Origin of the sequence: uncultured Shewanella sp., assembly GCF_947501665.1 — a bacterium.
Classification (GTDB): Bacteria; Pseudomonadota; Gammaproteobacteria; order Enterobacterales; family Shewanellaceae; genus Shewanella.
This window is the reverse complement of sequence record NZ_CANMWS010000009.1, coordinates 114,196-140,415: the sequence shown is the minus strand read 5'-3', so window position 1 is coordinate 140,415 and position 26,220 is coordinate 114,196. Positions and strand designations below refer to the sequence as shown.

Here is a 26,220-nt window from a genome sequence, read left to right as displayed (position 1 = left end):
AAGAGCCTGAATTGAGTATTCTACCACTATCAAGGAAAAAGCCTTGTTTAAAAACAAGGCTTTTTATTAACAATCATTCGCATCCACTAACACTAAAAACGATAAATGCCTTTCAAGTAATAGTAACCACCATTAAATCCATAGGGTGAAGTTTCATAGTACACCCCTCCCCAAGCATTAGAATCACCATCGTAATCAATCAATTCTGCTTTTTTATCGAAAATATTTTGTGCTCCCACTGCAACCGTAAAAGCCTCATTAATATAGTAGCTCAGCTCCATATCCACAGTGACAGAATCTGATGCGGTTTTTGCAGTAGCATCATAATCCACATGCACGCCTTGATATTCACCATAATAATTCACTCTGGTAAACAAACCTAAGTACTCCCAAGCTTGGTTCCAAGTGAAAGTTGCCCTGTGATTAGGTAAATCATTTTCAAGCCGTGAGACTTTAAAGTCTCCCGTCACGTCAGTGTAGCTATCCACTTTCGTTTCGTTCCAGTTATACACTAAGGCAAAACTGGAATCTCCCAAAAGAAGATCGGTACTGTAATTTGCGACAAAATCAACACCTTGAGTTGTCGTATCAAAATCATTAGTAAAATAGCTAACCTGGGATAAACCAGCAACATTGGGCACCCCATCTGCAATCAATATGGCTTTATCTGCATCGGTAAGATCAATTTTGGCCGATTGACTAATTCTGTCATCCACTTGAATATTGTAATAATCCAGCGTCATATAGACCTCCCCTAAGGTATACACCACACCTAAGGTATAACTACTTGACTTTTCTGGACTTAATTCTTCACTTCCCAACTGGAGGGCAATAGGATTAGTCGGTGGTAATAGGGCTGAATCCACTAATACGCCTGATTCAAAACTGGTTTGTACTGTACTGACATTAGCTTGCCCCACTGTTGGTGCCCTAAAACCGGTATTATAGGAACCACGTAACGCAATATCATCGGTAACCCTGACATTAGTTGCCAGCTTATAATTGGTCGTCGAACCAAAGGTCTCATAATCTTCATAACGCACTGCTGCTTCTAATAGCCAATTATCGGTAAAGGGCATACCAATATCGATATAACCTGCATAATTAGTACGGGTGTATTCTCCAGCTTGGGCAGGAGTAAACCCAGGAAATCCATTTGATCCCACACTAAAACCTTGACTACTTAGCGGGCCGGCCTCATAAGATTCAACATCTCCCGCTAAAATTTCAAAGGTTTCATCATGCCATTCTGCGCCAAAGGCAAAGTTAAAGTCATCAGCCATACCGAAATCAATGTATTTCACCAAATCAGCATTGAAATTCCACTCCGATTGAATATATTTCCCTGGACTAAAATCTCTTGGAGTATCAGCGCCTAAAGATGCATTAACCGTATTATAAATCTCATAACGAGACTCATTGCTGCCATAGCTACCACTGAAATCATAATCGATACCTTGCATCCAAGAAATTTGAAACTCTCCTCGTGTACCGGCAACAATAGAGGTATCCTCGATATGTCCGCCGAAATTTGGGGTAAACCCACCCGGCAGCATTTCAGTAAAAGCAAAACAATTGGGATCATTTGCCACACCATCAATGTAATTTTGCTGGGTGGCTATATTATTTGATGTAATCTCAATATTCGGGCAATCTATACCATCACCATTCGATAAACCTGGATTAATTTGCCCTACTGGACCATCTGTTAAATCACCAACTAAAAGATAATTTACAATAGTTTCATTACCGTTTTCATCTACTTCTTTTTGCGGATTAGAATACACCCCACCCCGAGTATTAGGGTTTCGATAATAAAAACCGCCTTTCACATCTCGCTGAGAATAATTACCAAACAGATAAGCTTGAGAAAAAGCATCCAGCTCTAATCCTAAATTCGCAAATATACTGATATCATCACTGATTTCAGGTGAGCCCCAAACTTGTGCAGGGTCGTCTACTTCTACCCCCGCGGCGGCAAATGCTGCCGCATCGGGTCTTTGTACGCTTCGGCTTGTGGGATCGATATCTTTATAAGAAAAGCTTAAATTAACAAAACCATCTTGAGTTAATGGCATACCAATATTACCCAGTATTTGAGCTGTCGTGCCATCTCCCTCATAATACTCTCCGACTTTTGCCTCAAGAGATCCCCCTTCTGCATCATCTCTTAATACGAAGTTGATCACACCCGCTATCGCATCTGAGCCATATTGTGCAGCGGCGCCATCACGAAGCACCTCGACTTGCTTTAGTGCTATGCTTGGAAACACTGAAATATCAGGGCCATGAGCCCCATCATTAATGCCACCTCCTTGAAAAGTGATCACTGACGAGCGATGTCTTCGTTTTCCATTCACCAAAATCAGAGTGCTGTCCGCTGACAACCCCCTTAAATTTGCAGGACGCACTAAACTTGCTGTATCACTGATTGGATTAGCATGAACATTCAGTGAAGGAACCGATCCTTTTAAAATCTCCAACATATCGGTACTGGCCGAACGATTAATTTCATCACTACCGATAATATCGATGGGGACCGGAGAATCTGCAATAGAGCGTGGAGCCGCTCGCGATCCTACCACCGCAATACGTTCAACTTTTTCATCGACAGGAACAGGGACATCTTCAGCAAAGGCGGTTTGATTCATAAAACTACCAGAAATGGCAATAGTGATGGCTATACAGAGGGTCTTTTGCTTGAATTTATTAGTTATATGCATTTCATCAATTTCTCATTTTTTATTGTTATGATCCTGTTCATCCACTGGCGTGACATGAACAGAGAACTGAACCCAAATGAGCCAAGAATGTAAAAAAACACTCAACAGCAAGCACATAAGTGAAACATTAATCTAACAAAAAACAATAACAATGCACAAGAGATGCGTAAATACGCTAAAAGGGGCCCCATTGAGGAAGAAATCATTCAGATAGCATCAAATGCATAAAACACGACATTTCGTGTTTTATCATTATGCCTTTATAATAGCGCCACGGGCACTTGACCAAAGCAGGGATCATGGCAAATAAAATAGTCAAAAATACATCTGACACTGAATTTTTACCAGAAAATCAATTAATTCTAAATGCAGTGAGTGAAGGTATATATGGTTTTGACCTTAATGGCAATGCTGTTTTTATTAACCCCGCAGCAGAGAAAATGACGGGCTGGACAGCAGAAGAACTGCTTGGAAAAAACATTCATGATAGCCACCATCATAGCCATAGCGATGGGCGTCATTATCCCCAAGAAGAATGCCCAATTTATAATACCTTGCAAGATGGAATGCCTAGAGAAATCAGTCACGAAGTCTTTTGGCGTAAAGATGGCACCTGTTTTCCCGTCTTGTATAATTCGACACCCGTTTATAAAGATAATCACCTCATTGGCGTAGTCGCGATATTTCGTGATATTAGTATTCAAAAACAAACAGAGCACTCTTTAAGACAAGCCTTGAAACAAGTCCAGGCCCTCTCTGAAAAATTATCATCAGAAAACAAATACTTACAACTCGAACTTGCAAATAGAACTGGAGATGTGGGGATTTCTGGTAACAGTGAAAAAATACAAGATTTAATACAACAAGTTACATTAGTTGCCAATACAGATAGTACCGTACTGATTAGTGGAGAAAATGGCACAGGTAAGGAATTAGTGGCTCGCAATCTCCACCAGCTGAGCCATAGAGCCGATAAACCGCTGATCAGCGTGAACTGCGCAGCTTTTTCTGCCACTTTGCTTGAAAGCGAACTATTTGGTCATGAAAAAGGCGCCTTTACTGGCGCAACAAACCGAAGAAAAGGCCGTTTTGAACTCGCAGATCATGGTACGCTTTTTCTAGATGAAGTCGCTGAATTATCCCTTGAAGCCCAGTCTAAACTATTACGCGTCATACAAGAGCAAGAATTTGAGCGTGTAGGAAGCAGTGAAACCATTAAAGTTGATATTCGACTGATCACAGCCAGTCACCATGATTTACTCAAACGAGTACAACAAGGTTTGTTTAGAATGGACCTTTATTATCGCCTGAATGTTTTCCCCATTCAAGTGCCTCCTTTAAGAGATAGATTGGATGATATCCCAGAATTGGTAAATCATTTAATACATGATTTAAATAGAAAGTTAGGAAAAAAAATTAAAGGCGTTACTCAAAAAAGTCTACAACAACTGATGTCTCACCTTTGGCCTGGTAATGTACGAGAATTACAAAATGTACTCGAAAGAGAGATTATTCTTGCTCAAGGTGATGTGTTACATATTGCCCCCATCTCAAACATTCATCAAAACAGTACTCAACAAACCGATCAACTCACCTTTGCCCAAATGGAGAAACAATACATCACCCAGATCTTACAACAAGTCAATTGGCGGATCTCTGGCCCCGTAGGGGCTGCCAAAATGCTAGATCTTGCTCCGAGTACACTCAGATCTCGTATGAAAAAACTGGGGATCAACAGACCAAGTTAATCTTTTGTGATCTAGCTCTCATTGCATTTATGTGATCATACGCAGTATTAATGCTAAATATCACGATATTTAGTAAAATAGCGATATATCGTGATTTAAAACACACCCAAACTAAAAAATATTCATATATAACAATAAATTATGAATATAATCACTTTGGCCTAATGCTTGCTATCAACTCATAAAAAAGAATGTGCAGCGCAATTGCCAAAGAGAAGTAACATGTCAAATAATAATAGCATTAATACTCATCCAATTATGGGGGATCGCATTCCCATTAAACAAATATCAACCCCATCAAATAAAATTCAAATACGTGAACAAAAAGGTTATTTTCAGCGAATAAGAACAGGCATGAATAGCCTTTTAGTATTATTATTCCTATTGACGCCCTTTATTTCTTATCAAGGACGCCAAGCCATTTTATTTAATATCAGTGAGCAACAATTTATTTTTTTTGGCACCACACTGTGGCCTCAAGATTTTACCATTCTCGCTTGGATTTTTATTGCCGCTGCTTTTATGTTGTTTTTTGCCACCGTATTTTGGGGAAGGGTATGGTGTGGCTTTCTTTGTCCACAAACCGCGTGGACATTTATGTTTGTTTGGGTTGAAACCCGCCTAGAGGGAAGTCGAAATCAAAGAATTACATTAGATAAAGCGCCTTGGACGTTAAATAAGATCTACAAACGGGCAAGCAAGCATCTACTTTGGAGCATGATTGCACTATTGACGGGATGTAGCTTTATTGCCTACTTTATTCCCGCACGCACACTTTATCCTGAAATCTTCACTTTCACAGGCAGTTTTTGGGTTACGACTTGGGTATGGTTTTTCGCACTTTGTACTTATCTCAATGCCGGTTGGATGAGAGAGCAGATGTGTCTTCATTGCTGTCCATATTCACGTTTTCAATCTGTTATGTTTGATGCTAATACAAAGACAGTGACTTATGATGTCAATCGAGGTGAATCTCGTGGTCCGAGAAAACGTAAACAAGCGACAGAATTAGGAGATTGTGTCGACTGCCACCTATGTGTCGATGTGTGCCCCACAGGCATTGATATACGCAATGGACTTCAATATGAATGCATCAATTGTGGCGCCTGCGTTGATGCGTGTAATCATACGATGGAAAAATTCGGCTATGAGCCTAATTTAATTAGTTACATTAGTGAAAACAGCCTAAAAAACAAGCCCAAGCCTATTTTTACTTCTTTCAAGTTTATCGGTTATGGTATTGCCACTTTAATCATGTTGAGTGTCATAGGGTTAGATATTGCCAACCGCGATAATATTCAACTCAATGTGATCCGTGACAGGCAAAACCTTTACCGTGAAACCTTAGATAGCCAAATAGAAAATAGTTATACGCTTAAAATAAGGAATAAAACTCAAAAACGTCGCCAATATCAAATATTCATTGATAATGATCATATTTATCAATTAGTCGGTGATACCCAAATTGTTATTTTACCTGGAGAACAGCTCGATTACCCAGTCACCGTTCTCGCTAAACAAGATAGATTAAATACCTCTCGTAGTCCCATTAACTTTACAATTAAGGAAATTGATGACCTAGAAAGCAAAAATAATTGGGTCTCTCAATCATCCAACTTTTTTAGCCCTTTATAAATGCCAATAAGCAGACACACCCATTGTGTGTCTGCGTCTATCCCCTTTTAGTCAACAATAAAGCATCAATATTAAATTTATCATTGACTTAATGGCCATTTTGACTTTAACTTAAATGTTAAAAATATGTCAATTGGGGTCAATTAAAATGCCGACGCTTAATACCGCTCCTTTAATCAATGTCTCTCCGTATTCTTCACTCCTTCATTTAATCGAAGAAACCTGTGCTCGCTTTAACAATAAAACGGCATTTTCTTGTTTTGGGCTTGCTGTCAGTTTTAATGATATTGAACAATATTCTCGCCAGTTTGCTGCTTATTTACAACAATACACTGATCTAACAATAGGCGATCGAATAGCAATTCAACTCCCTAATATTACTCAATTTGTTATCGCAGCCTATGGTGCTATTAGAGCAGGATTAATCTTAGTCAACACTAACCCGCTTTACACTCAAAGAGAAATGCTCCATCAATTTAATGATTCAGGTGCAAAATTACTCGTTACACTCTCAAGTCATATTCCCAAGCTCGATTATATTATTAATAACACCGCTATTGACACTGTCATCACGACCCATCCATTCGATCTCATCTCACCTCAAACACAAGTCCAATGTGACTTTAATCATTTTCATTTTATGGATACATTAAAAGTTGGAGAGAAGCATTTACTCCAGCCTGTCTCAGTATCAAGTAATCACTTAGCCGCCTTGCAATACACAGGAGGCACCACAGGTCTGTCTAAAGGGGCAATGTTAAGTCATGGGAACCTTATTGCCAATGCAGCACAATTATCCGACAGACTTGCCTCCCGTATCAATGAAGGTAAAGAAATTTTTATTGCACCTTTACCTCTTTATCATATCTATGCATTTATGGTGAATCTGATCCTTTATTTTGAAAAAGGCGCTTGTACCGTTCTTATTCCTGATCCAAAAGATACCCCTAACTTTATTCAGACCCTCAAGCAGTATCCATTCACAGGCTTTGCTGGTCTCAATACACTATTTATTGGCCTTTGCCAGCAAGAACACTTTCAGTCCTTAGACTTTAGCCAATTAAAAGTCACTATTTCAGGGGGAACAGCACTGACTCAATTTGCCGCCGATATCTGGTATAACACCACAGGTTGTGCGGTTTGTGAAGGATATGGCCTATCAGAAACATCGCCTGTTATTTCACTCAATACACCTGGATTTGAAAAGTTAGGCACCATAGGCCAGCCTCTAATGAACACTCTCGTCTGTATTTTAGATGAGAATGAAAATGAAGTTATCCAAGGTCAAGCGGGAGAGCTTGCAGTCTCAGGTCCCCAAGTCATGTCTGGATATTGGCAACAAAAAAGTGAAACTAAACATGTGATGACAAAAAGTGGCTTCTTTAAAACAGGGGATATTGCAATTGCTCTAAAAGACGGTTTTCATCAAATTATCGATCGAAAAAAAGATGTGATCATCATTTCTGGCTTCAATGTCTACCCTAATGAAGTTGAAAATGTCTTATCGCTCCATGATGCAGTATTAGAATCTGCGGTCATAGGGATCAGTGATGAACATTCAGGTGAAAAAGTAAAAGCTTTTATAACATTAAGCGCCTTAATTACCCCAACTGCCACTCTTTTATCCAGTTTAAAACAACATTGTGCTAATCATCTCACCCCATATAAAATACCCACATTGTTTGAATTTGTTGACTCAATGCCTAAATCAAGTGTCGGAAAAATATTACGTCGAAACCTAAAATAAAACCTTGAATTTAAAAATGAGGGCATGTCCAAGCTGCAAGATATCAAAAGCTATTCTACACTTTATTCTTACCAAATCAAGGGAGAACGCCTTATGCCTTGCTCAAACACTCACACTCATCCAGATCATACTCATGGCCCTCATTGTGGCCATACCGCCATTCATCATCAAGATCATATTTGTTATGTTCACAATGGACATTTACATCAACCTCATGACGATCATTACCATGATCATGTTATTGAAGTCAGTAAGACTAATCCGGATCAATGTATTCCCACTCACGATTGTGGCAGCCATGTTCACGGCCCTAATTGTGGCCATGAAGCGATTCCCCATGGTGATCATGTCGATTATTTAGTGAACGGTCGTTTACACCATGCTCATAATGGCCATTGCGATGATCATGGTCCAGTCGAGCTACTTTAATGGCTGTAACATTTTAATTATGCTTGATACAGCTGTTTATGGGGATTTTAGACATGGCTAAGCTAATACTGAAAGTTATTTTCGGCTTTGGCTTCAGAAGTCCTGCTATCTTCTCCATTCTTGGGATCGTTGGCTTAGAGTCAAACTAAGCTCTATCTTCCCCACCTAATATTTAATGTCTACTGTTGTGCCAAACAGAAGTAGACATTTCCTATATCCATATAGCTAAATCAATACTGCATTCACATGGTGAATAAGCGGCAATGAGGTCGCACATGAAATACAACTTAGCACAAAGGAGCCAAAACACTGTCTTTATTCTTATATAAAGCAGGATTTGGCTCATACTAATGACTCTTTAACGCGTTAGAATTGAAGGTGTATAGTCATCAATTTCGCCCTTGGCATTTAATGACAATAGCCAAGTCCCAGTCATGGAAAATCCTGATGAATAACCTGAAATAACAAGCTGTTCACTGCTCATTTCAACCACAGAGAACGCTTCATCTCTGTCCTCACCACCATAATAGTGTTCCCATTCTTTACTTCCTTCTAAAGAGAGGCCTACCACCCAATAATCATCATTCCCCAAAATGTTCTCTTTATTACTTGCCCCAACAGCGATAATCCTCCCCATTGAGGTAACAATAATGTCATTAATTTGGCTCTTGATACTTGTTTCACCAAGCTGAGGAGTCCAAATAAAATCCTTTTGCATTTCAATATCGTCAAGATTGAATTTTGCTACCCAACTGGTGTTAGTCTCTGCGGTTTCCCCTGCCACAATAATATTTTCATCTTGTGTCAAAGCCACTCCTGCAACAACTGAATTCTGTAAGCCTTTATCTGATAAGTGTTCAACCCAAATGATCCTCTCGCCTTTATTCTTGTCAGTCACTTTCACAATTGAAGCCGTTTTCTCGCCATCCTCTAATACACTCTGCCCTGCAAGAATAAAATCACCACTTGTCAGCTCCACGGCATGAGAGAACACTGTGACTCTCTCATCCATCGTATGCCGCCATTTGACTTCACCTTTATAGTTCATGTTAATCATTAAACCATGCCCATCTTCGGTTGAACCAAGGAGCAACATACCACCATCATGAGTACCAATACCATAATGAATGTACTCATTGCTCGAAAGAGCCTGCCAAGCAAGGAGATCACCGTGATGATTAAAAAAAGCCATGTGCTGCTCATTACTATGATGCCCTTCTAAAACTAAAGCATATTCACCCAGCTTGTTTTCTATCATGAAATGACCTGAAACCAATCCCATCACTTCATCATTTTCCTCACTGAAAGATTTAGCCCAAAGTACATCTGCTGAGGGAGTGAGGTGATAAACAAAATCATAAACAGGATGAGACACATGATAATTTTCTATATTAGCGTCTATATTAGATTCAACAGGAAAGCGTGCCTCTCCTGTCACTAAAACGTCTCCTTGATGATTTTTTAGCAGTTTTCCACCATAAGTGCCTTCAATGAGATGACTCCAAGTTTGCGCCGAACTGCCAAATGACACCATAATAAAAAGCATACACATTGAATTAATGAGTTTTCTTAAATCAACTTTCTTGAAATGGAAGCTTTTTTGCTTCAATGAGTCAGACAACAACGATAAAATAAACATAAACATTCTCACTTGTATTTTATATTATTATTTCATCGGCTTTTTATTCATCACCAACAAATAAAATATAAAACAACGATTAATTAAGTTTGCCATGCTGCTCAAAATACAGCCAGCAGTACAGAAGCTGCGCAATGTAATGTATTTAGCACTATGATTCACCTTTATTCTTGCAATAAAATGTGTAGAACATTTACTCAAAATACACATAAGTTTTACCAAATAAGTAGAATAATGAATTCATTAGCTTTAAATTATTGCCATCATGTTTGCTATTTTTCAATCACGATATAAGCTTAGGCATCAAGAAAATTAGCTATATTTTCGAATTTATTATCTGATATAGTAATATCAAGTTTATTGATGAATTTCCCCTTCTATGGCATCTCCTATATCCAATGAGACTAAAGACCAAGCACTCAAAATGGCAAAAGCCACTCAAAAGCCAGGTCAAACTAAAGAACAAACCAAATTGATTGCTCAAGGTATTGAAAAAGGAATAAGTGAATATAAAAAACACCAAAAAGCCAAAGCACGGCATCGTGACAAGCAACGCAAACAATCTTTAAAGAAAACAGCAATAGACGAACAAGTGATTGATACAGAAATCAACACTGATAAACCTTTTACTTTTGTACCTTGGCTATTACTCATATTAAGCTGGGCATTATTTGCCATTTATCATTACTTAATATCATAAATTGCATCTCACTGACTCCATTAATTTTAGTCAGTGAGCTCCTAATGTACCGCCGTTATTCCATTCCTGTATCCTTAACAACTAACACTGGACATTTGGCTTTATGCACTAATTCTTCCGCTAGGTTTGCATGTAAAAAGTGCAAGGTTCCAGCACTATGATGACTTGCCAGCACAATCATGCCAACATCTTGCTCACTGGCCTCTTCTAATATTTGTGGCGCAGTACCGCCACTTCTAATCACTGTTTTTACCGATAAGCCCACTTCAAGTTTATTTTCTATATTCGCTAATAGAGTCTGCAGCTTTTCTAGAGAATAGGCTTCTAAATGATGTTCGAGTTCTTCAGGTGTCTCTACAATAATGCCATAATTATGTTTACCATATGGACTACTCATAACATGTAATAGCCGAATATCCACATGATAAAGATTGGCGAGTTCAATCGCATAATCTAATGCATTTTTTGCTGTTTGTGAAAAGTCTGTTGGGCATAATATTTGACGAGTACGCATTATTATTTCTCCTATCCTGTTCCCAAAAAAGCTTAACCTTGGCCTGTCACACTTTTGATATTAGTCATAAAGTATGATTAATTCATCCTTATTTTGCACCACCTCCCCAAATTGCGATACTCATCCAACAACTTACTCTATTAGAACAAAAACTCACATTGTGATTTTTCAAATAAAAGATGGATAAAATCATTGAGCTCCCCTAACATTAACTGACTAATCAGTCTATAAATACTTATCACACTGTACTTAAACCAATGTATATAAGTTAAAAGGGAATGAAGATGAATATGGCCGTTAATGACAAAGCAATCACACTGACACAAATATTAAATGTACAGCGAAGTGATTTTCAAGCCCAGCCAACACCATCATTAGCACAACGAGTCACTCAACTAAAACAGCTAAAAGCCGCATTAATCAATTATCAAGTCCCATTACAACAAGCTTTATGTGAGGACTTTGGCCATCGCTCACTTGATGATAGCTTAATTGCTGATATTCTCCCCTGTATTAATAATATCAACTATACCATTAAAAACTTAAAGAAATGGAGTCAACCTACTCGCCGCCATTCAGGCTTATTACTCATGCCCGCCAAGCTTAAAGTTCATTATCAACCTCTAGGCGTGATTGGAATTATTTCTCCGTGGAACTTTCCTGTGATGCTCTCCATTGGTCCATTAATCACAGCCATTGCAGCAGGCAATCGCGTGATGCTGAAACTGTCAGAATTTACCCCAGCAACAAATCGACAAATAACAGAAATGTTAAGCAGTATATTTGATGATAATTATGTGGCTTGTATACAGGGCGAAGTCGATATTGCCGCCGCATTTTCAGCCTTGCCATTTGATCATTTACTCTACACAGGTTCCACGACTGTCGGGCGCCAAGTCATGTTAGCCGCGGCTAAAAATCTCACACCAGTCACATTAGAATTAGGTGGAAAATCCCCTGTTATCATCGCAGAAGACATGCCTATGAAGATGGCAGTTGAACGTCTTATTTATGGTAAATGTTTAAACGCTGGGCAAATTTGCGTTGCGCCAGACTATATACTCGTTCCCGAGTATCAACAACGCGCTTTCATTGACGCTTATAAATCGCAATTCAAGCAAATGTATGGTGAGATAAAACACAATAAAGATTACACCAGTATCATTAATTCTCGTCAATTTGAGCGAATTCAATCATTGCTGATCGATGCCCAAGAAAAAGGGGCCCAAATTGAAAGTGCCAATGATGAAGCCATCGATCTTCAAACTCGAAAAATCCCCACACAACTCATCACCCAAATCACTGATGAAATGAATATTAGTCAAGAAGAAATATTTGGGCCCTTATTACCCATCATCACTTATAAAACACTCGATGAAGCGTTGAGATATGTTAATGACCGCCCTCGTCCTTTAGCACTCTACTTAATGAGCTTGAATAAAAAAACACAACAAGAGGTCTTAGCACAAACCCATTCTGGGGGAGTCTGTATTAACGAAACCGTCTTCCATGTTGCAGCCGATGATGCACCTTTTGGTGGTATTGGTCCTTCCGGTATGGGACATTATCATGGTAAAGAAGGCTTTCTAACCTTCAGTCACGCCAAAACAGTATTGAGTCGTGGTAAATTGAATACAGGAAAATTCATTCATCCTCCTTATGGTGGTAAAATCGGGGCATTCATTCTAAAAATCTTTCTACGCTAATTTTTGATTATGCCCAAAATAACAAAAAAACAACGAATACTGGAAACCGCTCTCGCCTTGTTTGTCAAACAAGGTTTTTACGGGACTTCTACGGCCTTGATTGCTAAACAAGCCGACGTCGCAACTGGCACGCTTTTTCATCATTTTCAGTCTAAAGATGAGTTGATGAATCAATTGTTTATATCAATCAAACAAGACTTTGCGACCAATATATTAAACAACAAACAAGAGTCTGGCGATTTAAAACAAGATGCCCAACATTTATGGAATACCAGTATTCAATGGGCAATGGAAAATCCGCTTAAGCAAGCTTTTTTTCAGCAATACTCTTTATCCACTGTTATTCCCGCAAATATAAAAAAACATACAATGAACAGCACATTACAATTCATTGGTGATTTTATTCAAGCAGGACAAGAAATGGGATTACTGAGCAATCATCCATTAGCATTAATGCAAGAAAGTTGCCATGGACAATATTTAGCCAGTACTCGCTATTTTTTAGATAATCCAGAAAAATGGCAAGATCCTACTTATAAACTCGCTAGCTTCACTTTGTTCTGGCAATCAATTTCACTTTAATTTTTTAAAAAGAAATATATATCAGTTTCTAAAGCTGACTCAGGCACTTCAGTCACATAATTTTGATAACAAAAAACACAAGGATGATCGGCTAATTTTTCTTGTGCAGAGGGCAACCAATTTTGATACATCGCATACACGGTTTGCTCAATCGTTTCATGAGATCCTAAATGCTTTGCAATAGCAACTCGCCCACTTGGCAAAAATTGTTCACTCACTTCCATTTCGGCAGTAAGAAGCATGTCATCAGGGATCACTCTCCCTATGTCACAGCGAAAATGCTCTGGATCCGTTGTTTTAGGATCGTCATAGGCAATCATAAATACCTCACCAGCCTTTGGTTGGCCTAAATGATTAAGCTTTGTCCAACGAACTAACTTTTCAATGGATTGAGGAACATCACTCGAATCTCCCCTATGTTTAACCACGGCTAAACGCGCCCCTTTAAAAGAATCAATTATGGGTTTTATCATCATACTATCCTTCAGTGTTATTGAATACGGAATGGACTCCCAGTATCTCCATTTAGCCGCTTTTCTAAATTGACTTGGTGTTTGACCACATACGCTTTTAAAAGCTCTAGAAAAGGCTTCATGGGACTCAAAACCGGCACACAATGCGATATCTAAAATAGACTTATCCCGACTAAACAATAATTGGTTTGCGGATCGTTTTAATTTCAACCAACGTAAGTATTGATACAAAGGTAAGCCGTTTATAGCAGTAAATAAACGATGAAAATGATATTGAGATAAATACACTAACTGACTTAATGTCTCAATGGAGATATCTTGATCAAAATTCTCATCAATATACTCCGTTACCTTCTGTATCTTCTGTCGATTATCCATTGAGTCCATCTCATTATTAACTGCTGAAGACATCATAAAAGATCACATTCTGATATTCTTGACCATTCTTGCTCTTTTAATCTTCTAGTATTCAATGCCCAAAAACAAAAAAACCACTGAGAATATCAGTGGTTTTATTATCATAATTAATGACTTACATCATCGCTGATAAATCACTTCAACGTCATAGTCATCATCGTCAAAGTCATCATCATCGAGATCGTCAAAATCTGCATTGGCTGAATCTTGACTATCTTGATGATAGTTATCCCATTTAAACTCAACTTCAGCTTCAACATCCACTTCTTCTTCAGGTGGTAAAGCATCGATGAAATCAACTAACTTAAGACTTAACGCTTCTGTACCTTCGCGATTATAGGCTGAAATAGTAAACACTTCTCCAGTCCATCCAAGCTCTGAAACAATCGTGTCGATACGCTCTTGTAATTCCTCTTCCAGCATTAAATCCGCTTTATTAATCACCAACCAACGTGGTTTACTGGCAAGTTTTGGAGAGTGCTTTTCAAGCTCTCCGACTATTGCACGAGCAGATTCAACAGGGCAGCTGCCGTCAATAGGCTCCACATCGAGAATATGCAATAATACGCGACAACGCTCTAAATGCTTCAAAAAGCGAATACCTAAACCCGCACCTTCAGCTGCACCTTCAATCAACCCAGGAATATCAGCAATCACAAAACTTTGACCATGTCTTGGATTGACCACACCTAAATTAGGTACTAATGTCGTAAAAGGATAATCAGCCACTTTCGGCTTTGCTTTAGAAACAGACCGAATAAAAGTCGATTTTCCCGCATTAGGCATGCCTAATAAGCCCACATCAGCCAATAACATCAGCTCAAGCCTTAAACTGCGTACTTCACCTGGTGTGCCCAATGTTTTTTGTCTAGGCGCACGATTAGTACTGCTTTTAAAACGCGTATTACCTAAACCGTGAAACCCGCCTTTAGCCACTAGCATCTTTTGATTATGCTGGGTCAAATCACCTAAAGATTCTTCCGTTTCTTCATCGATAGCGCGTGTTCCTACAGGGACTTTAAGTACCAGATCACCGCCACCATGACCAGTACAGTCACGACCTCGACCATTTTTACCACGTTCAGCTCTGTGAAAACGTTCAAAACGATAGTCTATTAGAGTATTAAGGTTTTCATCAGCCTGAAGATAAACACTGCCACCATCGCCACCGTCTCCTCCATCAGGCCCACCATCTGGCACATACTTTTCGCGCCTAAAACTCACACAACCACTACCGCCGTCGCCTGCTTCAACTCTGATCACGGCTTCATCGACAAACTTCATATCCACTCCTGGCACAACAGAATATAAGTATTATACTGCGTTACTCACTCTGTGACCAAATAACAATTTTATTGCTACAAAAACAAAAGCCCCACCAATGGCGGGGCTCTTTCAGTTATTTGAGCTTAACGCTACAAATTAACCTTCGATGCTAATGAACTTACGGTTCTTAGGACCTTTAACTTCAAACTTCACTTTACCATCAGTTAAAGCGAATAAAGTGTGGTCACGACCGATACCAACATTAACACCAGCGTGGAATTTAGTACCACGTTGACGAACAATGATGTTACCAGCAAGAACGGATTCACCGCCAAAACGCTTTACACCAAGACGTTTACTTTCTGAATCGCGGCCGTTACGAGTAGAACCGCCAGCTTTTTTATGTGCCATGAGCTAGACTCCTAATTAAGCGTTGATAGCTGTAATTTTAACTTCGGTGAACCATTGACGATGGCCCATTTTTTTATCGTGGTGCTTACGACGACGGAACTTAACAATTGTTACTTTCTCATCACGGCCGTGGCTGACAACTTCAGCAACAACCTTACCACCTTCAACTAAAGGTGCACCTACGTGTACAGTTTCACCATCTGCAACCAAAAGAACTTGATCGAATTCGATAGTTTCACCAGTAGCAACTTCTAATTTTTCTAAACGAACTGTATGGCCTGCAGCAACACGGTGCTGCTTACCACCACTTTGAAAAACAGCGTACATAGCTATTTTACTCCAAAATTTCTAGCACGCCGCTCAATAATGTTGAGATCGGGGTGCCACAAAAGCTTTAATGACAATGGTCGCGGAGTTTACGCTAAGAAGGCTTAGCTGACAAGTCTTAATTCCTAAAGAATAAAAAAAGAGCATTTTTCGGTATTCTTTATCAATCTCATGCTGTCTTGTACGTTAAATTTAGGTAGAATCCCACTATCTATTTTATTTGAATCTAACATTGCGTTGCTTCCCCCTTATTTGCAGCCAATCGAACCAGAGTCTATTTATGGATTTAAACGCCATTCGACATCTTGCAGATAATGACATGCAAAATGTTAACCAGTTAATTTACAAGCAGTTAAAATCTGATGTTGCCCTAATTAATCAACTAGGTGTATACATCATTAATGGTGGTGGTAAGCGTATGCGGCCACTGCTTTGCATTCTTGCATCTCGTGCAATGGGCTATCAAGGCGAGGATCATTTGAAGCTTGCCGCTATTATAGAGTTTATTCATACTGCCTCATTATTACATGATGATGTGGTTGATGAATCTTTACTTAGGCGCGGCCGAGAAACTGCCAATGCCTTATTTGGCAATAGTGCCAGTGTCCTCGTTGGTGATTTCCTTTATACACGTTCATTTCAAATGATGACCGAATTAAAAAGCCTAAAAGTGCTGGAAATCCTAGCTGATACAACCAACATTTTAGCCGAAGGTGAAGTCTTACAATTAATGAATTGCAATGATCCTAATACCAGTGAAGCAGATTATATGCGGGTCATTTATTGCAAAACAGCCAAGCTATTTGAAGCCGCAACCCAACTTGCCGGCGTGATTGCGGGCAGCTCTTTAAGCGAGCAAAAGTCTCTTGCGGAATATGGTAAATTTCTTGGTACCGCTTTTCAATTAACGGATGATTTACTTGATTACACCGCGAATGCTGAAGAATTAGGCAAAAATATCGGTGACGATCTAGCTGAGGGAAAACCCACTCTACCACTTATTTATGCCATCACTCACGGCACTCAAGATGAAGTAACCTTAATCAAAGAAGCCATTGAAAAAGGAGATGGCACCGAGCATATTGATAAAATTTTAGCCACATTATCACGTTGTGGAGCACTAGAATATACCGAAAAAAGAGCACAAGAAGAATCCGACAAAGCCATTGAAGCTTTAAAGGATATTCCTAGTTCAGACTACAAAATGGCCCTCATTGCATTGGCTAAAATCGCTGTAGCTCGTAAATATTAATATCCCTGTACCCATCTTCACAAACTAAAATAACTAACATAAAAATGGCGCTCTATAAGCGCCATTTTTTATTAAAATCACATTTTGTATTTATTTTACAAAGTTGATCCCTAATTCGATATCACCTTTTAATGTATCCAACATGCTATCACGCGCGTTCGCTTCAAAAGCACTGATCTCACCATATGCAAGCACTTTCTCTACACCTTGCTTACCCAGCAATACTGGTTGAGCAAAGAACTGAGCGTGCTCACTGCCACCGTCAACATAAGCACATTCAACAACGTTTGCCTCTCCTTGTAAGCCACGAACTAATGATAGACCGAAACGACATGCAGCTTGACCCATAGACAAAGTCGCACTTCCGCCGCCCGCTTTTGCTTCCACGACTTCAGTACCTGCATTTTGAATACGTGTTGTTAAAGCCGCCACTTCTTCATCAGTAAAGCTCACTCCCTCAACTTGTGAAAGTAATGGCAAAATGGTCACACCACTGTGTCCACCAATGACGTTTACTTTGACATCATCAACATTTAGCCCTTTCGCTTCTGCAATAAAGGTCTCTGAACGGATAACATCCAATGTGGTCACACCAAACAAGCGACTCTTATCGTAAACACCCGCGTTTTTTAATACTTCAGCGGCAATAGCCACCGTTGTATTAACAGGGTTAGTAATAATACCAATTAACGCTTTAGGGCAATTCTCAGCACATTTTTGAACAAGATTCTTCACAATACCGGCATTGATATTAAATAAATCTGAACGGTCCATACCAGGCTTACGGGCAACACCAGCAGAAATAAGGACAACATCTACATCAACTAATGCAGCTGAAGGATCTTCTCCAGCAAAACCTTTCACATCAACATCTGTAGGGATGTGACTCAAATCAACGGCAACACCTGGCGTTACAGGCGCAATATCATACAGCGATAACGCAGATCCAGCCGGTAATTGCGTCTTAAGCAATAAAGCCAATGCTTGTCCAATACCACCTGCGGCACCAAGAACGGCAACTTTCATAGTTTTCTCCATTAATTCTCTGATAGTTTGTAAGCTATCCCAATAATGATTGAAGCAACCGACTTTAGATCATTCTCGAGATAAGACGAATTTTGATGCCGTCACCCTACTGGATTAACGGCGAAAATTCAATTATTCTGGTGAGATGTTCATATAAAACTTGGTTTACTCTTCACTTACAACCGTGGTACAATATCAGCGATAAATACTAACAAACCAACCATTACACAAACAAAAAAGCTTTATTTTCGCTTTGTTTATTCATTTAGCAATCACCCCCTCTTCAATCTTCCCATGCATTATTATTCACTAAAATCGAATAATTGTTGACAAATATTTCAATACTACCCACAATAAGGTGTATTTTTGAATAAAGAATAATAATATTATGCAAGTAATTAGAAATCAGGATGATCTTGTTAAGACTTTTAAAGCAATTTTAAAAGAAGAGCGTTTTGGCTCACAAAGTGAGATAGTCAACGCATTACAGGGTGAAGGCTTTAGCAATATCAATCAATCAAAAGTCTCCCGTATGCTCAGTAAATTCGGCGCTGTACGCACTCGAAATGCTAAACAACAGATGGTCTATTGTTTACCCGCTGAACTCGGCGTGCCTACAGCCACAAGTCCACTTAAAAACTTGGTGCTGGATGTCGATCATAATCAAGCCATGATAGTGGTAAGAACCAGTCCTGGGGCTGCACAATTAATTGCCCGTTTATTAGATTCTATCGGCAAACCTGAGGGGATTTTAGGAACGATAGCTGGCGACGATACCATTTTTATCACTCCCTCTAATATCCAACATATTGAAGATACGCTACAAACGGTTAAATCATTATTTAATTATAATGAATAATAGTAAGCCATTTGAAAAACAGAAATAACACTCATAGGTTATTTCTGTTTTCATTTTTAAATGATATTTCACTCAAGAACCTGACGCCTGAGCAATCATAAAGTCCAATGATGGAGCAAAGAAAGCAGAACCCGTAATGGCTTGAGTAAAGTGCATTAAATGATCATGATGACCATCCTTATCACCTAACATCATACTTTCAAGCATCTTCTCAAAATTAACGGCATTTTCACATAATGAAATAAACATAAGCCCTTGTTCTTTCATGGAGCCAAAAGGCATGCTTTGTCGTAAAATCTCTCTAGACTTTCCCTGCTCATCTTTTAAATTGACCCGCTTTATGTGACTAAATAGCGGCTTATCTTCAGATGCATATTCAACATTATCTAGCTTAGTCCTACCAATAATATCTTCTTGCTTTTTCTGAGGTAACCGATTCCATTTACTTAAATTATGAACAAATTTTTGTACATGTACATAACTGCCCCCTCGAAAGTGGGGCTCGTTTTCACCCACTAAAGCCACTTCTTGCCTCTGCCTACCTTTAGGGTTTTCAGTGCCATCAACAAAGCCAGTCAGATCTCGGCTATCCATAAAACGAAAGCCTCTTTCCTCTTCAACAAGTTCAACTAAGCCCTCAAACATCTGACAGATTTCGTTGGCTACTAAATGTAATATATCAAATCGATCACTGCGAATATGAACAAATAAATCGTATTCTAAAGCAGGCGCTGCTCTATTACCTTCATGTATAGCCGGAAAAGGTCTTAATTGCGTAGGTCGTATATCACCATAAAGACTGTTCCAATAATTAGCCCCTATTGCAATAAAGCCATTAAAAGCGCTATCAGCATATTTATCTGCTAATTCATATAGATATTGAGCAATATTCGCAACACATGGACGCACTTGCGATTCAACACCTTCATTTGCATTTAACATCAAATAAATACTGTGTAGATTCCCTTCAGCACAAATTCCTAACTGTTCACGAGGCATCCCCTGACTTTCCATCTTTCATCACCTTTCATGATTTAATTTTCTTGGTCTCATATTATCTATAACTTCATTAGATTAAAAATTCATTACCAATATTTTTCCATTGTAATTTGCCCAGGAACACGACGTAAATTTTTCGTTAACCCTTTAGCTTTTAGCACCGAAACAGCTTCAGAGATCATACCTGGATTGCCACATAGCATGACCTGTGAATGTTCTGGTGTCAGTGTCATCCCTATTTTCTTTTCAATACTGCCATTTTCTAAAGCATTAGAAATGCGCTCAGATAGTGCGCCTTCTACCACCTCTCTCGTTACAGATAAAATTAATCTAAATTGATCGGGATAAGTTACAGCCAAGCCTTGTAATTTATCTAAATAAGCTAAATCTTGTTTTTCTCTGACACCATAAACTAAAATAACATTGTTGAAGCGTTGCCAAGGCTCTTGAGTATCCATAATTGAAATAAAAGGCCCCACTGCCGTACCTGTGGCTAGAAACCATAAATCAGAGGAGACCTGTTGCTCTTTTGGCAATTCATCCAATGTCATAAAGCCTGTTGCTGCTGTCGTCACTTCAATCTCATCCCCAGCTTCTAATAAATGCAAGCGAGGCGATAACTGCCCCCCTTCTACCGTCACTGCGAGTACTTCAAGGTGATCCGCATCAGGAGCATTAACAAGAGAATATGCCCTAGCCACACGCTTCCCCTCAACCACTTGGCTTAATTTTATAAACTGACCTGCAATAAAAGGAGAAAGTGTCGATTTTATTTTTAATGTAAATAACTTATCATTCCAATCAATACGCTCAATAATTTGACCTGTAGTCCACATAACCACCTCTTGAGATGAGAAAAAAGAGTTGCTAAGACAAACTTAACAAGATATTGAAAAAGACTATCAACTCAGCCTCAACAGAGCAGAAATGTCGATTCCATCATTCAACAAACTGCAAAAAGACAACAAAACCACTCTCATAAACACTTCAAGCAGTATATCGCTTCAACAAAGAGAAAAAAAGCAGCGAATACTACCACATAAAGAAAGCTTTATATTCTTTATGAAAAGTGCTTAAATGATGCAACCAGATGATAATATTGTTCAGTAGAAGAGCAGCACCATGAAGGATCCCAAACATAAAACGCAGGTACTCTATACCAGTTGTAAAAGTTGCGACCGCATGATCACAATTGAAGGAGAAGCGGTGTGTTACAAAGAAGGAAGCATCGTATCTTTAACACAATTACTTCCCTCCTATCAGCCTAATTTACTTTGTCATCAATGGAAGCTAGGAAAGCTGACCTATTAGTCACTGACAACTGAAGAAAAATCAGTCTTTAATGCTGAAGACTCTTTGATTATACCTTCCAAGTTTTCAGTCACTGTTATTTTAGCCAGACTTAATCCACGAGTTGTGACTCGCATTCCCGCATTTAAATCAAAATAAACACTGGCAAGCTCATCTTGCTCTAAGCCGCGCTTCTTAAGCGTCGCCATTATTGCCAACCAGTCTGTATTTACTTTACTCGTTTGACCTTCAATATTAACGCGTAGGGGAATATTCTTCATTAGTATTATCTCCTCTGGGTGCTTTAGCTATAGCTTACAATTAATCTATATTAAATAACCTAGTGATATCTACCATTAATTTATATTTAACCTAGTTACGTCATCAATAATCAGAATTAAGCTGTAACTAAATTGGGACTTTCTTGTGAAGACAAGTTCCCTTCTTTAATTATACCGTTTAATGACTCTGAAGGTACCCATCTTGCTAATGTTAGCCCACGCGTTGTAACCAACATGCCAGCATTCACTTCACAATAGACAGATTCCAGCTCTAACTGAGATAAACCTCTTTTTTTCAGTGTCGCCATTATCGCTAACCAATCAGTATTAACTTTGGAACCCTGACCTTCAATATTGACCTGTAAAGGAATATTTTTCATAAACCACCACCCAATTAGCACAAATTATTAATAACACCGTATCTAAATTAATTCATATGCACACAATATGCACTCTTTTTTTTGATTTATTAGTTAAAAAATTCGCATATTTACTCTAGATCACCTTAAATATACACATAAAACTGCATAAAGAAAACAAACTCAGCCCACTGTTTTCTAATCTGTTTTTCAAGTTAATTTCAATATAGGAAAACCTAATATAACTCAAATAAATTGTTCAAATAAAAAAACAATAAAAATTAAACAAAAAAGGTTAGTCATATTTGTAAAAAAAGATTTAACATTAACACGAATATTGTTAACCTTTGTAAAGGCTATGAACTATGGCTTGATACCTCAAAAATATCGAACATTCATATTATTGAGTTAGCAAAAAGTATTTTCACTCAGATTCAAGCAAGGGGCAACAATGTTGGATTCATCAAATATACAATACCCACCATTACCACTCATCCAAACTTGGATATGGATGATGACCCAATCGGGTAACCCTGAAATCCAAGAAAAAGGTCAAAATAACTTAATCGCTTCTTTTGGAAGCTTAGCAAAAGCCAATGACTATTTACTGAGTCAACGAGCCTAAAAAGATTTCGATTAAAAAATTAATAACCAAACCTTTTAATATGGAGGCATAAAAATAGCCTCCATCATTAACTTTTAGCTTCGACGTTCAATTATACTGTTATTTAATATTTTCAATAAAACTTCAGTATCATCCCAACCAATACAAGCATCGGTAATACTCTGTCCATAACAAAGCGACTGATCAGATACTTGATCTTGACGGCCCTCAATAAGATGACTTTCAACCATAACACCAAAAATAGCTTGCTCACCTTGAGAAATTTGTGATGCAACATCATCAGCTACTAACATTTGACGTTTAAACTGTTTACTACTATTTGCATGACTAAAATCAATCATAATATTTTGAGCAAGACCAGCTTTATCAAGCTGTTCGCTGATTTGCGCAACGTGTTCTGCACTATAATTAGGCTCTTTACCGCCACGTAGAATGATATGGCAATCAGGATTACCTTTGGTTTCAACAATCGCTGAATGCCCAAACTTAGTTACAGATAAAAAATGATGTGCTGCACTGGCAGCGCCTATGGCATCAATTGCGACTTTTATCGTGCCGTCAGTTCCATTTTTAAACCCAACAGGGCTGGATAAGCCAGAAGCAAGTTCACGGTGTACTTGAGATTCAGTTGTACGTGCCCCTATCGCTCCCCAACACATTAAATCCGCAACATATTGAGGCGTTATCATATCGAGAAATTCTCCCGCTGTGGGCATCCCCATATCGTTTAGCTCCAATAATAATTTACGAGCAGTGCGTAACCCATCATTAATTTTAAAGCTATTATCCATATCAGGATCGTTAATTAAGCCTTTCCAACCTACTGTTGTTCTGGGTTTTTCAAAATAAACCCGCATGACAATTTCAAGTTGATCTTTATATTTTTCACGTAATTTGACTAAACGTTGGCCATATTCAATTGCAGCCTCAGTATCATGAATCGAACAAGGGCCAATCACAACCAACAAGCGATCATCTTTCTTTGCTAATAGATTATGAATATTCTCTCGAGCATTAAATACTGTCGCTGATGCGTTCTGTGTCGCCGGAAATCGCTCTAAAATAGCAATAGGGGGTAACAGCTCTTTAATCTTATTAATACGAACATCATCATTTTGGTAATACATGGTCAGTAATTAGCTCCGGTTAACCTATTCATTAGGATCTCTTAATAATAAAACGAGTATAAACTATCGAGTATCCTTTCACATTGCAATAAGGTTGATGTTTATTTGTAAAAATAGATACAGATCAATACGTTGAAGTCAACTTAACTTGTAATATAAATGTAAAATTACTAGCTTTATTTTACACAGGCTCTTAAGGGATACCAAATAAAAACAACAAAAAAACAAAGAGCAAACAAACACACATCAATGAAAACAAACAAGCTACAAAAAAATATAAAGTCACATCAAAAATACTTATTAACGTTACTGATTAAATAATCATATATAGGGCTGTCGTTCCTTTAATCGTTATTTATTAAAGCGATATTACTATCAGAAAATACGATTGGCCTAATCCTCTATTTTTATGCTCAATTTAAATTCAAACTTCGCTATTTATTCTCCATTCATAGTCAGTTAGCTTTCGTAAACAATAGCGCTAAAACACGAAAGTCTCCCGCCATTCTAACAATAAAAATCAAACAGTATCCAAATACCTTCTATACTTGAAGCACGTTAAATCGACTCAACAAATGATGTTGATACATGGCCTAACAAAAATGGTAAATTATTTCAAAAGTCAACAAATATTGCGTTGGTATTTACTCTTATTGCCTACACTCTGGAGCATTTTATTTCTTGCTGACTATCTATGGGACATTAATCCTCAGAAAGGATATAACTTCTCACTATTTATTTGGGGATTACAAGCAAGTTTAATGTTAGTGATGATGGTAACAAGCGGCTATTTTTTTTGTAAAATGTTGATTGAAAATAAAAAAGAAGCGCCAATCTCCAACAAAACAAAACACTTGATCATTATCCCCTGCTTTGAAGAGCCTATCGAAGTCATAACAGAGTCTATCGAATGTATATTAAAACAAACAATCAATGTTCAAAATAACGTCATTGTCATTGTAAGCTTTGAAGCTAAAAGCCCAAACTTAGTAGCTTCCAAACTGTCTTTAATGCAAGCTTACCAAGACAAGTTTTACCGATTTGATATCTGTATTCACCCAAACAATATTAAAAATGAGATCCCAGGAAAATGCAGTAATGAACGTTATGCGGTAAAATCTGCTTTGTGTATAATTAATGACTTACCTTATGACTTCACTCTCGACAATACACTGTTGACAGTCATGGACTCAGATACACTCCTACATCGCCGATATTTAGATTACATATCCCAAAGCTTTGAAAAACAATCAGGTACATTACGCTTTAATATCATATGGCAAGCCGCTTTATTTTATAACTGGAACCTAAATCATTCTCCATTTTTTACAAGGATCACCGCTCTCTTTAGAACAATTTGGTTGATAGGGTTTAATATTCCCTTTCAAGTTCATTCTATGAGTGTTTATTCTTCATCACTTAAACTTTGTATCGATAATGATTTTTTTGATCCCACTTATCAAATGGAAGATATGCACTATTTCGTTTCTTCAATGAATACCCGCAAAGGTAAAATAAAATTATGTCCAATTTACTTACCTGTTATTTGCGGCCCAACATCAGGTAAAAATTGGCAAGAAGAACTCAGCGAGTGGCATCGACAAGCCAAAAGGTGGAGTATTGGAGCATTTGAAATATTTCATTATATTTGTAGCAAAGCACCTAATATGGGACTAGTGATAACGAGTCGCTTAGCCTTCACACTCACGCTTCTCTACGGCATTTTCCAAAGTATTATTTTCTTCGCGACTTTAATCGCAATCCCCATTTTGCATCATTATCAATATACAAATGATGCACAACTTTGGTATATATTGGGCGTTATCCCTTGGATTTTTATCATTTGGGTCTTTTTTATAGATAGTCTTTTTGTACGTTTTTTTAATCTAAAAAAAGAAAAAGTGGGTCTATTCCGTAATATTATCCATATTGCTTTAACCCCCTTTGTATTACTGTCTTATAATCTAATATCCTTTATCTCGCTGCATATTTTAGCCATTCATGGCAAGTCTGTTTGTAAACACGATCCTTCAACAAAATCGAATTTAAATCCTGTAAAACGCTCAAAACCGTAAAAAACTTATT

Annotated in this window: 25 protein-coding genes; 12 read left to right on the top strand and 13 right to left on the bottom strand. The window is 38.2% G+C overall.

The features are described from left to right. Window positions 1–92 precede the first annotated feature (92 nt). The gene (locus Q0976_RS08760; protein WP_299493054.1) at window positions 93–2,723 is read right to left on the bottom strand and encodes a TonB-dependent receptor; all 2,631 of its coding nucleotides are present in this window, start codon (window positions 2,721–2,723) and stop codon (window positions 93–95) included. Window positions 2,724–3,022: 299 nt separating this feature from the next. Between Q0976_RS08760 and Q0976_RS08755 the strand changes: the two genes are divergently transcribed. The 4 genes from Q0976_RS08755 to Q0976_RS08740 all read left to right on the top strand — a co-directional run bounded on the left by Q0976_RS08755 (window position 3,023) and on the right by Q0976_RS08740 (window position 8,282). After that, the gene (locus Q0976_RS08755; RefSeq protein ID WP_299493052.1) at window positions 3,023–4,471 is read left to right on the top strand and encodes a sigma 54-interacting transcriptional regulator; all 1,449 of its coding nucleotides are present in this window, start codon (window positions 3,023–3,025) and stop codon (window positions 4,469–4,471) included. A 258-nt stretch (window positions 4,472–4,729) separates the two neighbouring features. Next, window positions 4,730–6,106: a cytochrome c oxidase accessory protein CcoG gene (gene ccoG, locus Q0976_RS08750; protein WP_299493161.1), complete on the top strand. Its 1,377-nt coding sequence runs from the start codon at window positions 4,730–4,732 to the stop codon at window positions 6,104–6,106. Window positions 6,107–6,254: 148 nt separating this feature from the next. Next, a complete protein-coding gene (locus Q0976_RS08745) occupies window positions 6,255–7,853 on the top strand; it encodes an AMP-binding protein (RefSeq protein ID WP_299493050.1) in 1,599 nt (532 codons plus the stop codon). Window positions 7,854–7,946: 93 nt separating this feature from the next. Beyond that, complete coding sequence (locus tag Q0976_RS08740) at window positions 7,947–8,282, top strand: hypothetical protein (RefSeq protein WP_299493048.1); 336 nt, start codon at window positions 7,947–7,949, stop codon at window positions 8,280–8,282. A 358-nt stretch (window positions 8,283–8,640) separates the two neighbouring features. Here Q0976_RS08740 and Q0976_RS08735 read toward each other — a convergent pair whose 3' ends face one another. Further along, window positions 8,641–9,921, bottom strand: coding sequence for a hypothetical protein (locus tag Q0976_RS08735; protein ID WP_299493046.1), 1,281 nt, complete (start codon window positions 9,919–9,921; stop codon window positions 8,641–8,643). A gap of 379 nt (window positions 9,922–10,300) precedes the next feature. Here Q0976_RS08735 and Q0976_RS08730 point away from each other — a divergent pair, with 379 nt between their 5' ends. Then, a complete protein-coding gene (locus Q0976_RS08730; protein WP_299493044.1) occupies window positions 10,301–10,621 on the top strand; it encodes a DUF2956 domain-containing protein in 321 nt (106 codons plus the stop codon). Window positions 10,622–10,676: 55 nt separating this feature from the next. Here the strand turns inward: Q0976_RS08730 and Q0976_RS08725 are convergent, their stop codons facing one another. After that, complete coding sequence (locus Q0976_RS08725; RefSeq protein WP_299493042.1) at window positions 10,677–11,135, bottom strand: universal stress protein; 459 nt, start codon at window positions 11,133–11,135, stop codon at window positions 10,677–10,679. Between the two features lie 284 nt (window positions 11,136–11,419). Between Q0976_RS08725 and Q0976_RS08720 the strand changes: the two genes are divergently transcribed. Together Q0976_RS08720 and Q0976_RS08715 are read left to right on the top strand one after the other, a co-directional pair. Next, complete coding sequence (locus Q0976_RS08720; RefSeq protein WP_299493040.1) at window positions 11,420–12,841, top strand: coniferyl aldehyde dehydrogenase; 1,422 nt, start codon at window positions 11,420–11,422, stop codon at window positions 12,839–12,841. 9 nt (window positions 12,842–12,850) lie between these two features. Further along, the gene (locus tag Q0976_RS08715) at window positions 12,851–13,423 is read left to right on the top strand and encodes a TetR/AcrR family transcriptional regulator (RefSeq protein WP_299493038.1); all 573 of its coding nucleotides are present in this window, start codon (window positions 12,851–12,853) and stop codon (window positions 13,421–13,423) included. Here the strand turns inward: Q0976_RS08715 and Q0976_RS08710 are convergent. From Q0976_RS08710 to rplU, 4 genes are all read right to left on the bottom strand, one after another. Further along, window positions 13,420–14,310, bottom strand: a complete 891-nt coding sequence (locus Q0976_RS08710; protein WP_299493036.1) for a GyrI-like domain-containing protein — start codon at window positions 14,308–14,310, stop codon at window positions 13,420–13,422. The two genes, Q0976_RS08715 and Q0976_RS08710, sit on opposite strands and share 4 nt — an antisense overlap. A 123-nt stretch (window positions 14,311–14,433) precedes the next feature. Then, a complete protein-coding gene (gene cgtA / locus Q0976_RS08705) occupies window positions 14,434–15,597 on the bottom strand; it encodes an Obg family GTPase CgtA (RefSeq protein WP_299493034.1) in 1,164 nt (387 codons plus the stop codon). A 138-nt stretch (window positions 15,598–15,735) separates the two neighbouring features. After that, entirely contained in the window at window positions 15,736–15,990 is a 255-nt protein-coding gene (gene rpmA, locus Q0976_RS08700; protein ID WP_012141302.1) for a 50S ribosomal protein L27, read from the bottom strand. A 15-nt stretch (window positions 15,991–16,005) separates the two neighbouring features. Further along, on the bottom strand, window positions 16,006–16,317 hold the full coding sequence (gene rplU / locus Q0976_RS08695) for a 50S ribosomal protein L21 (RefSeq protein WP_299493032.1): 312 nt from the start codon (window positions 16,315–16,317) through the stop codon (window positions 16,006–16,008). 280 nt (window positions 16,318–16,597) lie between these two features. Between rplU and ispB the strand changes: the two genes are divergently transcribed. Next, window positions 16,598–17,569, top strand: a complete 972-nt coding sequence (ispB, locus tag Q0976_RS08690; protein WP_299493030.1) for an octaprenyl diphosphate synthase — start codon at window positions 16,598–16,600, stop codon at window positions 17,567–17,569. A gap of 90 nt (window positions 17,570–17,659) precedes the next feature. On the opposite strand, the gene mdh is transcribed toward ispB, so the two are convergent. Next, window positions 17,660–18,595 (bottom strand): malate dehydrogenase, encoded by a 936-nt coding sequence (gene mdh / locus Q0976_RS08685; RefSeq protein WP_299493028.1) that lies wholly within the window; start codon window positions 18,593–18,595, stop codon window positions 17,660–17,662. A 388-nt stretch (window positions 18,596–18,983) separates the two neighbouring features. Between mdh and argR the strand changes: the two genes are divergently transcribed. Further along, window positions 18,984–19,454 (top strand): transcriptional regulator ArgR, encoded by a 471-nt coding sequence (gene argR / locus Q0976_RS08680; RefSeq protein WP_299493026.1) that lies wholly within the window; start codon window positions 18,984–18,986, stop codon window positions 19,452–19,454. 72 nt (window positions 19,455–19,526) lie between these two features. Here argR and Q0976_RS08675 read toward each other — a convergent pair whose 3' ends face one another. Continuing rightward, on the bottom strand, window positions 19,527–20,468 hold the full coding sequence (locus Q0976_RS08675) for a Dyp-type peroxidase (RefSeq protein WP_299493024.1): 942 nt from the start codon (window positions 20,466–20,468) through the stop codon (window positions 19,527–19,529). Window positions 20,469–20,539: 71 nt separating this feature from the next. Next, on the bottom strand, window positions 20,540–21,289 hold the full coding sequence (locus Q0976_RS08670) for a ferredoxin--NADP reductase (RefSeq protein ID WP_299493022.1): 750 nt from the start codon (window positions 21,287–21,289) through the stop codon (window positions 20,540–20,542). 286 nt (window positions 21,290–21,575) lie between these two features. Here Q0976_RS08670 and Q0976_RS08665 point away from each other — a divergent pair, with 286 nt between their 5' ends. Next, entirely contained in the window at window positions 21,576–21,764 is a 189-nt protein-coding gene (locus Q0976_RS08665) for a hypothetical protein (RefSeq protein WP_299493020.1), read from the top strand. Here the strand turns inward: Q0976_RS08665 and Q0976_RS08660 are convergent. Then, window positions 21,761–22,024: a hypothetical protein gene (locus Q0976_RS08660; protein ID WP_299493018.1), complete on the bottom strand. Its 264-nt coding sequence runs from the start codon at window positions 22,022–22,024 to the stop codon at window positions 21,761–21,763. The two genes, Q0976_RS08665 and Q0976_RS08660, sit on opposite strands and share 4 nt — an antisense overlap. Window positions 22,025–22,140: 116 nt before the next feature. Continuing rightward, the gene (locus Q0976_RS08655; RefSeq protein WP_299493016.1) at window positions 22,141–22,404 is read right to left on the bottom strand and encodes a hypothetical protein; all 264 of its coding nucleotides are present in this window, start codon (window positions 22,402–22,404) and stop codon (window positions 22,141–22,143) included. A 430-nt stretch (window positions 22,405–22,834) separates the two neighbouring features. Between Q0976_RS08655 and Q0976_RS08650 the strand changes: the two genes are divergently transcribed. Continuing rightward, window positions 22,835–23,008 carry a hypothetical protein gene (locus tag Q0976_RS08650; protein WP_298770460.1) on the top strand — a complete coding sequence of 58 codons (174 nt, stop codon included), beginning with the start codon at window positions 22,835–22,837 and terminating at the stop codon, window positions 23,006–23,008. A gap of 74 nt (window positions 23,009–23,082) precedes the next feature. Here Q0976_RS08650 and aroG read toward each other — a convergent pair whose 3' ends face one another. Next, window positions 23,083–24,135, bottom strand: coding sequence for a 3-deoxy-7-phosphoheptulonate synthase AroG (aroG, locus tag Q0976_RS08645; protein WP_299493014.1), 1,053 nt, complete (start codon window positions 24,133–24,135; stop codon window positions 23,083–23,085). Between the two features lie 602 nt (window positions 24,136–24,737). Between aroG and Q0976_RS08640 the strand changes: the two genes are divergently transcribed. Continuing rightward, entirely contained in the window at window positions 24,738–26,210 is a 1,473-nt protein-coding gene (locus tag Q0976_RS08640; RefSeq protein ID WP_299493013.1) for a glycosyltransferase family 2 protein, read from the top strand. Window positions 26,211–26,220: the final 10 nt, after the last annotated feature.

Coding starts and splice junctions, on each gene's coding strand:
- Q0976_RS08760 (WP_299493054.1), bottom strand. CDS start 2,723: ATGCATATAACTAATAAATTCAAGCAAAAGACCCTCTGTATAGCCATC.
- Q0976_RS08755 (WP_299493052.1), top strand. CDS start 3,023: ATGGCAAATAAAATAGTCAAAAATACATCTGACACTGAATTTTTACCA.
- ccoG (WP_299493161.1), top strand. CDS start 4,730: ATGGGGGATCGCATTCCCATTAAACAAATATCAACCCCATCAAATAAA.
- Q0976_RS08745 (WP_299493050.1), top strand. CDS start 6,255: ATGCCGACGCTTAATACCGCTCCTTTAATCAATGTCTCTCCGTATTCT.
- Q0976_RS08740 (WP_299493048.1), top strand. CDS start 7,947: ATGCCTTGCTCAAACACTCACACTCATCCAGATCATACTCATGGCCCT.
- Q0976_RS08735 (WP_299493046.1), bottom strand. CDS start 9,921: ATGTTTATTTTATCGTTGTTGTCTGACTCATTGAAGCAAAAAAGCTTC.
- Q0976_RS08730 (WP_299493044.1), top strand. CDS start 10,301: ATGGCATCTCCTATATCCAATGAGACTAAAGACCAAGCACTCAAAATG.
- Q0976_RS08725 (WP_299493042.1), bottom strand. CDS start 11,135: ATGCGTACTCGTCAAATATTATGCCCAACAGACTTTTCACAAACAGCA.
- Q0976_RS08720 (WP_299493040.1), top strand. CDS start 11,420: ATGAATATGGCCGTTAATGACAAAGCAATCACACTGACACAAATATTA.
- Q0976_RS08715 (WP_299493038.1), top strand. CDS start 12,851: ATGCCCAAAATAACAAAAAAACAACGAATACTGGAAACCGCTCTCGCC.
- Q0976_RS08710 (WP_299493036.1), bottom strand. CDS start 14,310: ATGATGTCTTCAGCAGTTAATAATGAGATGGACTCAATGGATAATCGA.
- cgtA (WP_299493034.1), bottom strand. CDS start 15,597: ATGAAGTTTGTCGATGAAGCCGTGATCAGAGTTGAAGCAGGCGACGGC.
- rpmA (WP_012141302.1), bottom strand. CDS start 15,990: ATGGCACATAAAAAAGCTGGCGGTTCTACTCGTAACGGCCGCGATTCA.
- rplU (WP_299493032.1), bottom strand. CDS start 16,317: ATGTACGCTGTTTTTCAAAGTGGTGGTAAGCAGCACCGTGTTGCTGCA.
- ispB (WP_299493030.1), top strand. CDS start 16,598: ATGGATTTAAACGCCATTCGACATCTTGCAGATAATGACATGCAAAAT.
- mdh (WP_299493028.1), bottom strand. CDS start 18,595: ATGAAAGTTGCCGTTCTTGGTGCCGCAGGTGGTATTGGACAAGCATTG.
- argR (WP_299493026.1), top strand. CDS start 18,984: ATGCAAGTAATTAGAAATCAGGATGATCTTGTTAAGACTTTTAAAGCA.
- Q0976_RS08675 (WP_299493024.1), bottom strand. CDS start 20,468: ATGGAAAGTCAGGGGATGCCTCGTGAACAGTTAGGAATTTGTGCTGAA.
- Q0976_RS08670 (WP_299493022.1), bottom strand. CDS start 21,289: ATGTGGACTACAGGTCAAATTATTGAGCGTATTGATTGGAATGATAAG.
- Q0976_RS08665 (WP_299493020.1), top strand. CDS start 21,576: ATGAAGGATCCCAAACATAAAACGCAGGTACTCTATACCAGTTGTAAA.
- Q0976_RS08660 (WP_299493018.1), bottom strand. CDS start 22,024: ATGAAGAATATTCCCCTACGCGTTAATATTGAAGGTCAAACGAGTAAA.
- Q0976_RS08655 (WP_299493016.1), bottom strand. CDS start 22,404: ATGAAAAATATTCCTTTACAGGTCAATATTGAAGGTCAGGGTTCCAAA.
- Q0976_RS08650 (WP_298770460.1), top strand. CDS start 22,835: ATGTTGGATTCATCAAATATACAATACCCACCATTACCACTCATCCAA.
- aroG (WP_299493014.1), bottom strand. CDS start 24,135: ATGTATTACCAAAATGATGATGTTCGTATTAATAAGATTAAAGAGCTG.
- Q0976_RS08640 (WP_299493013.1), top strand. CDS start 24,738: ATGGTAAATTATTTCAAAAGTCAACAAATATTGCGTTGGTATTTACTC.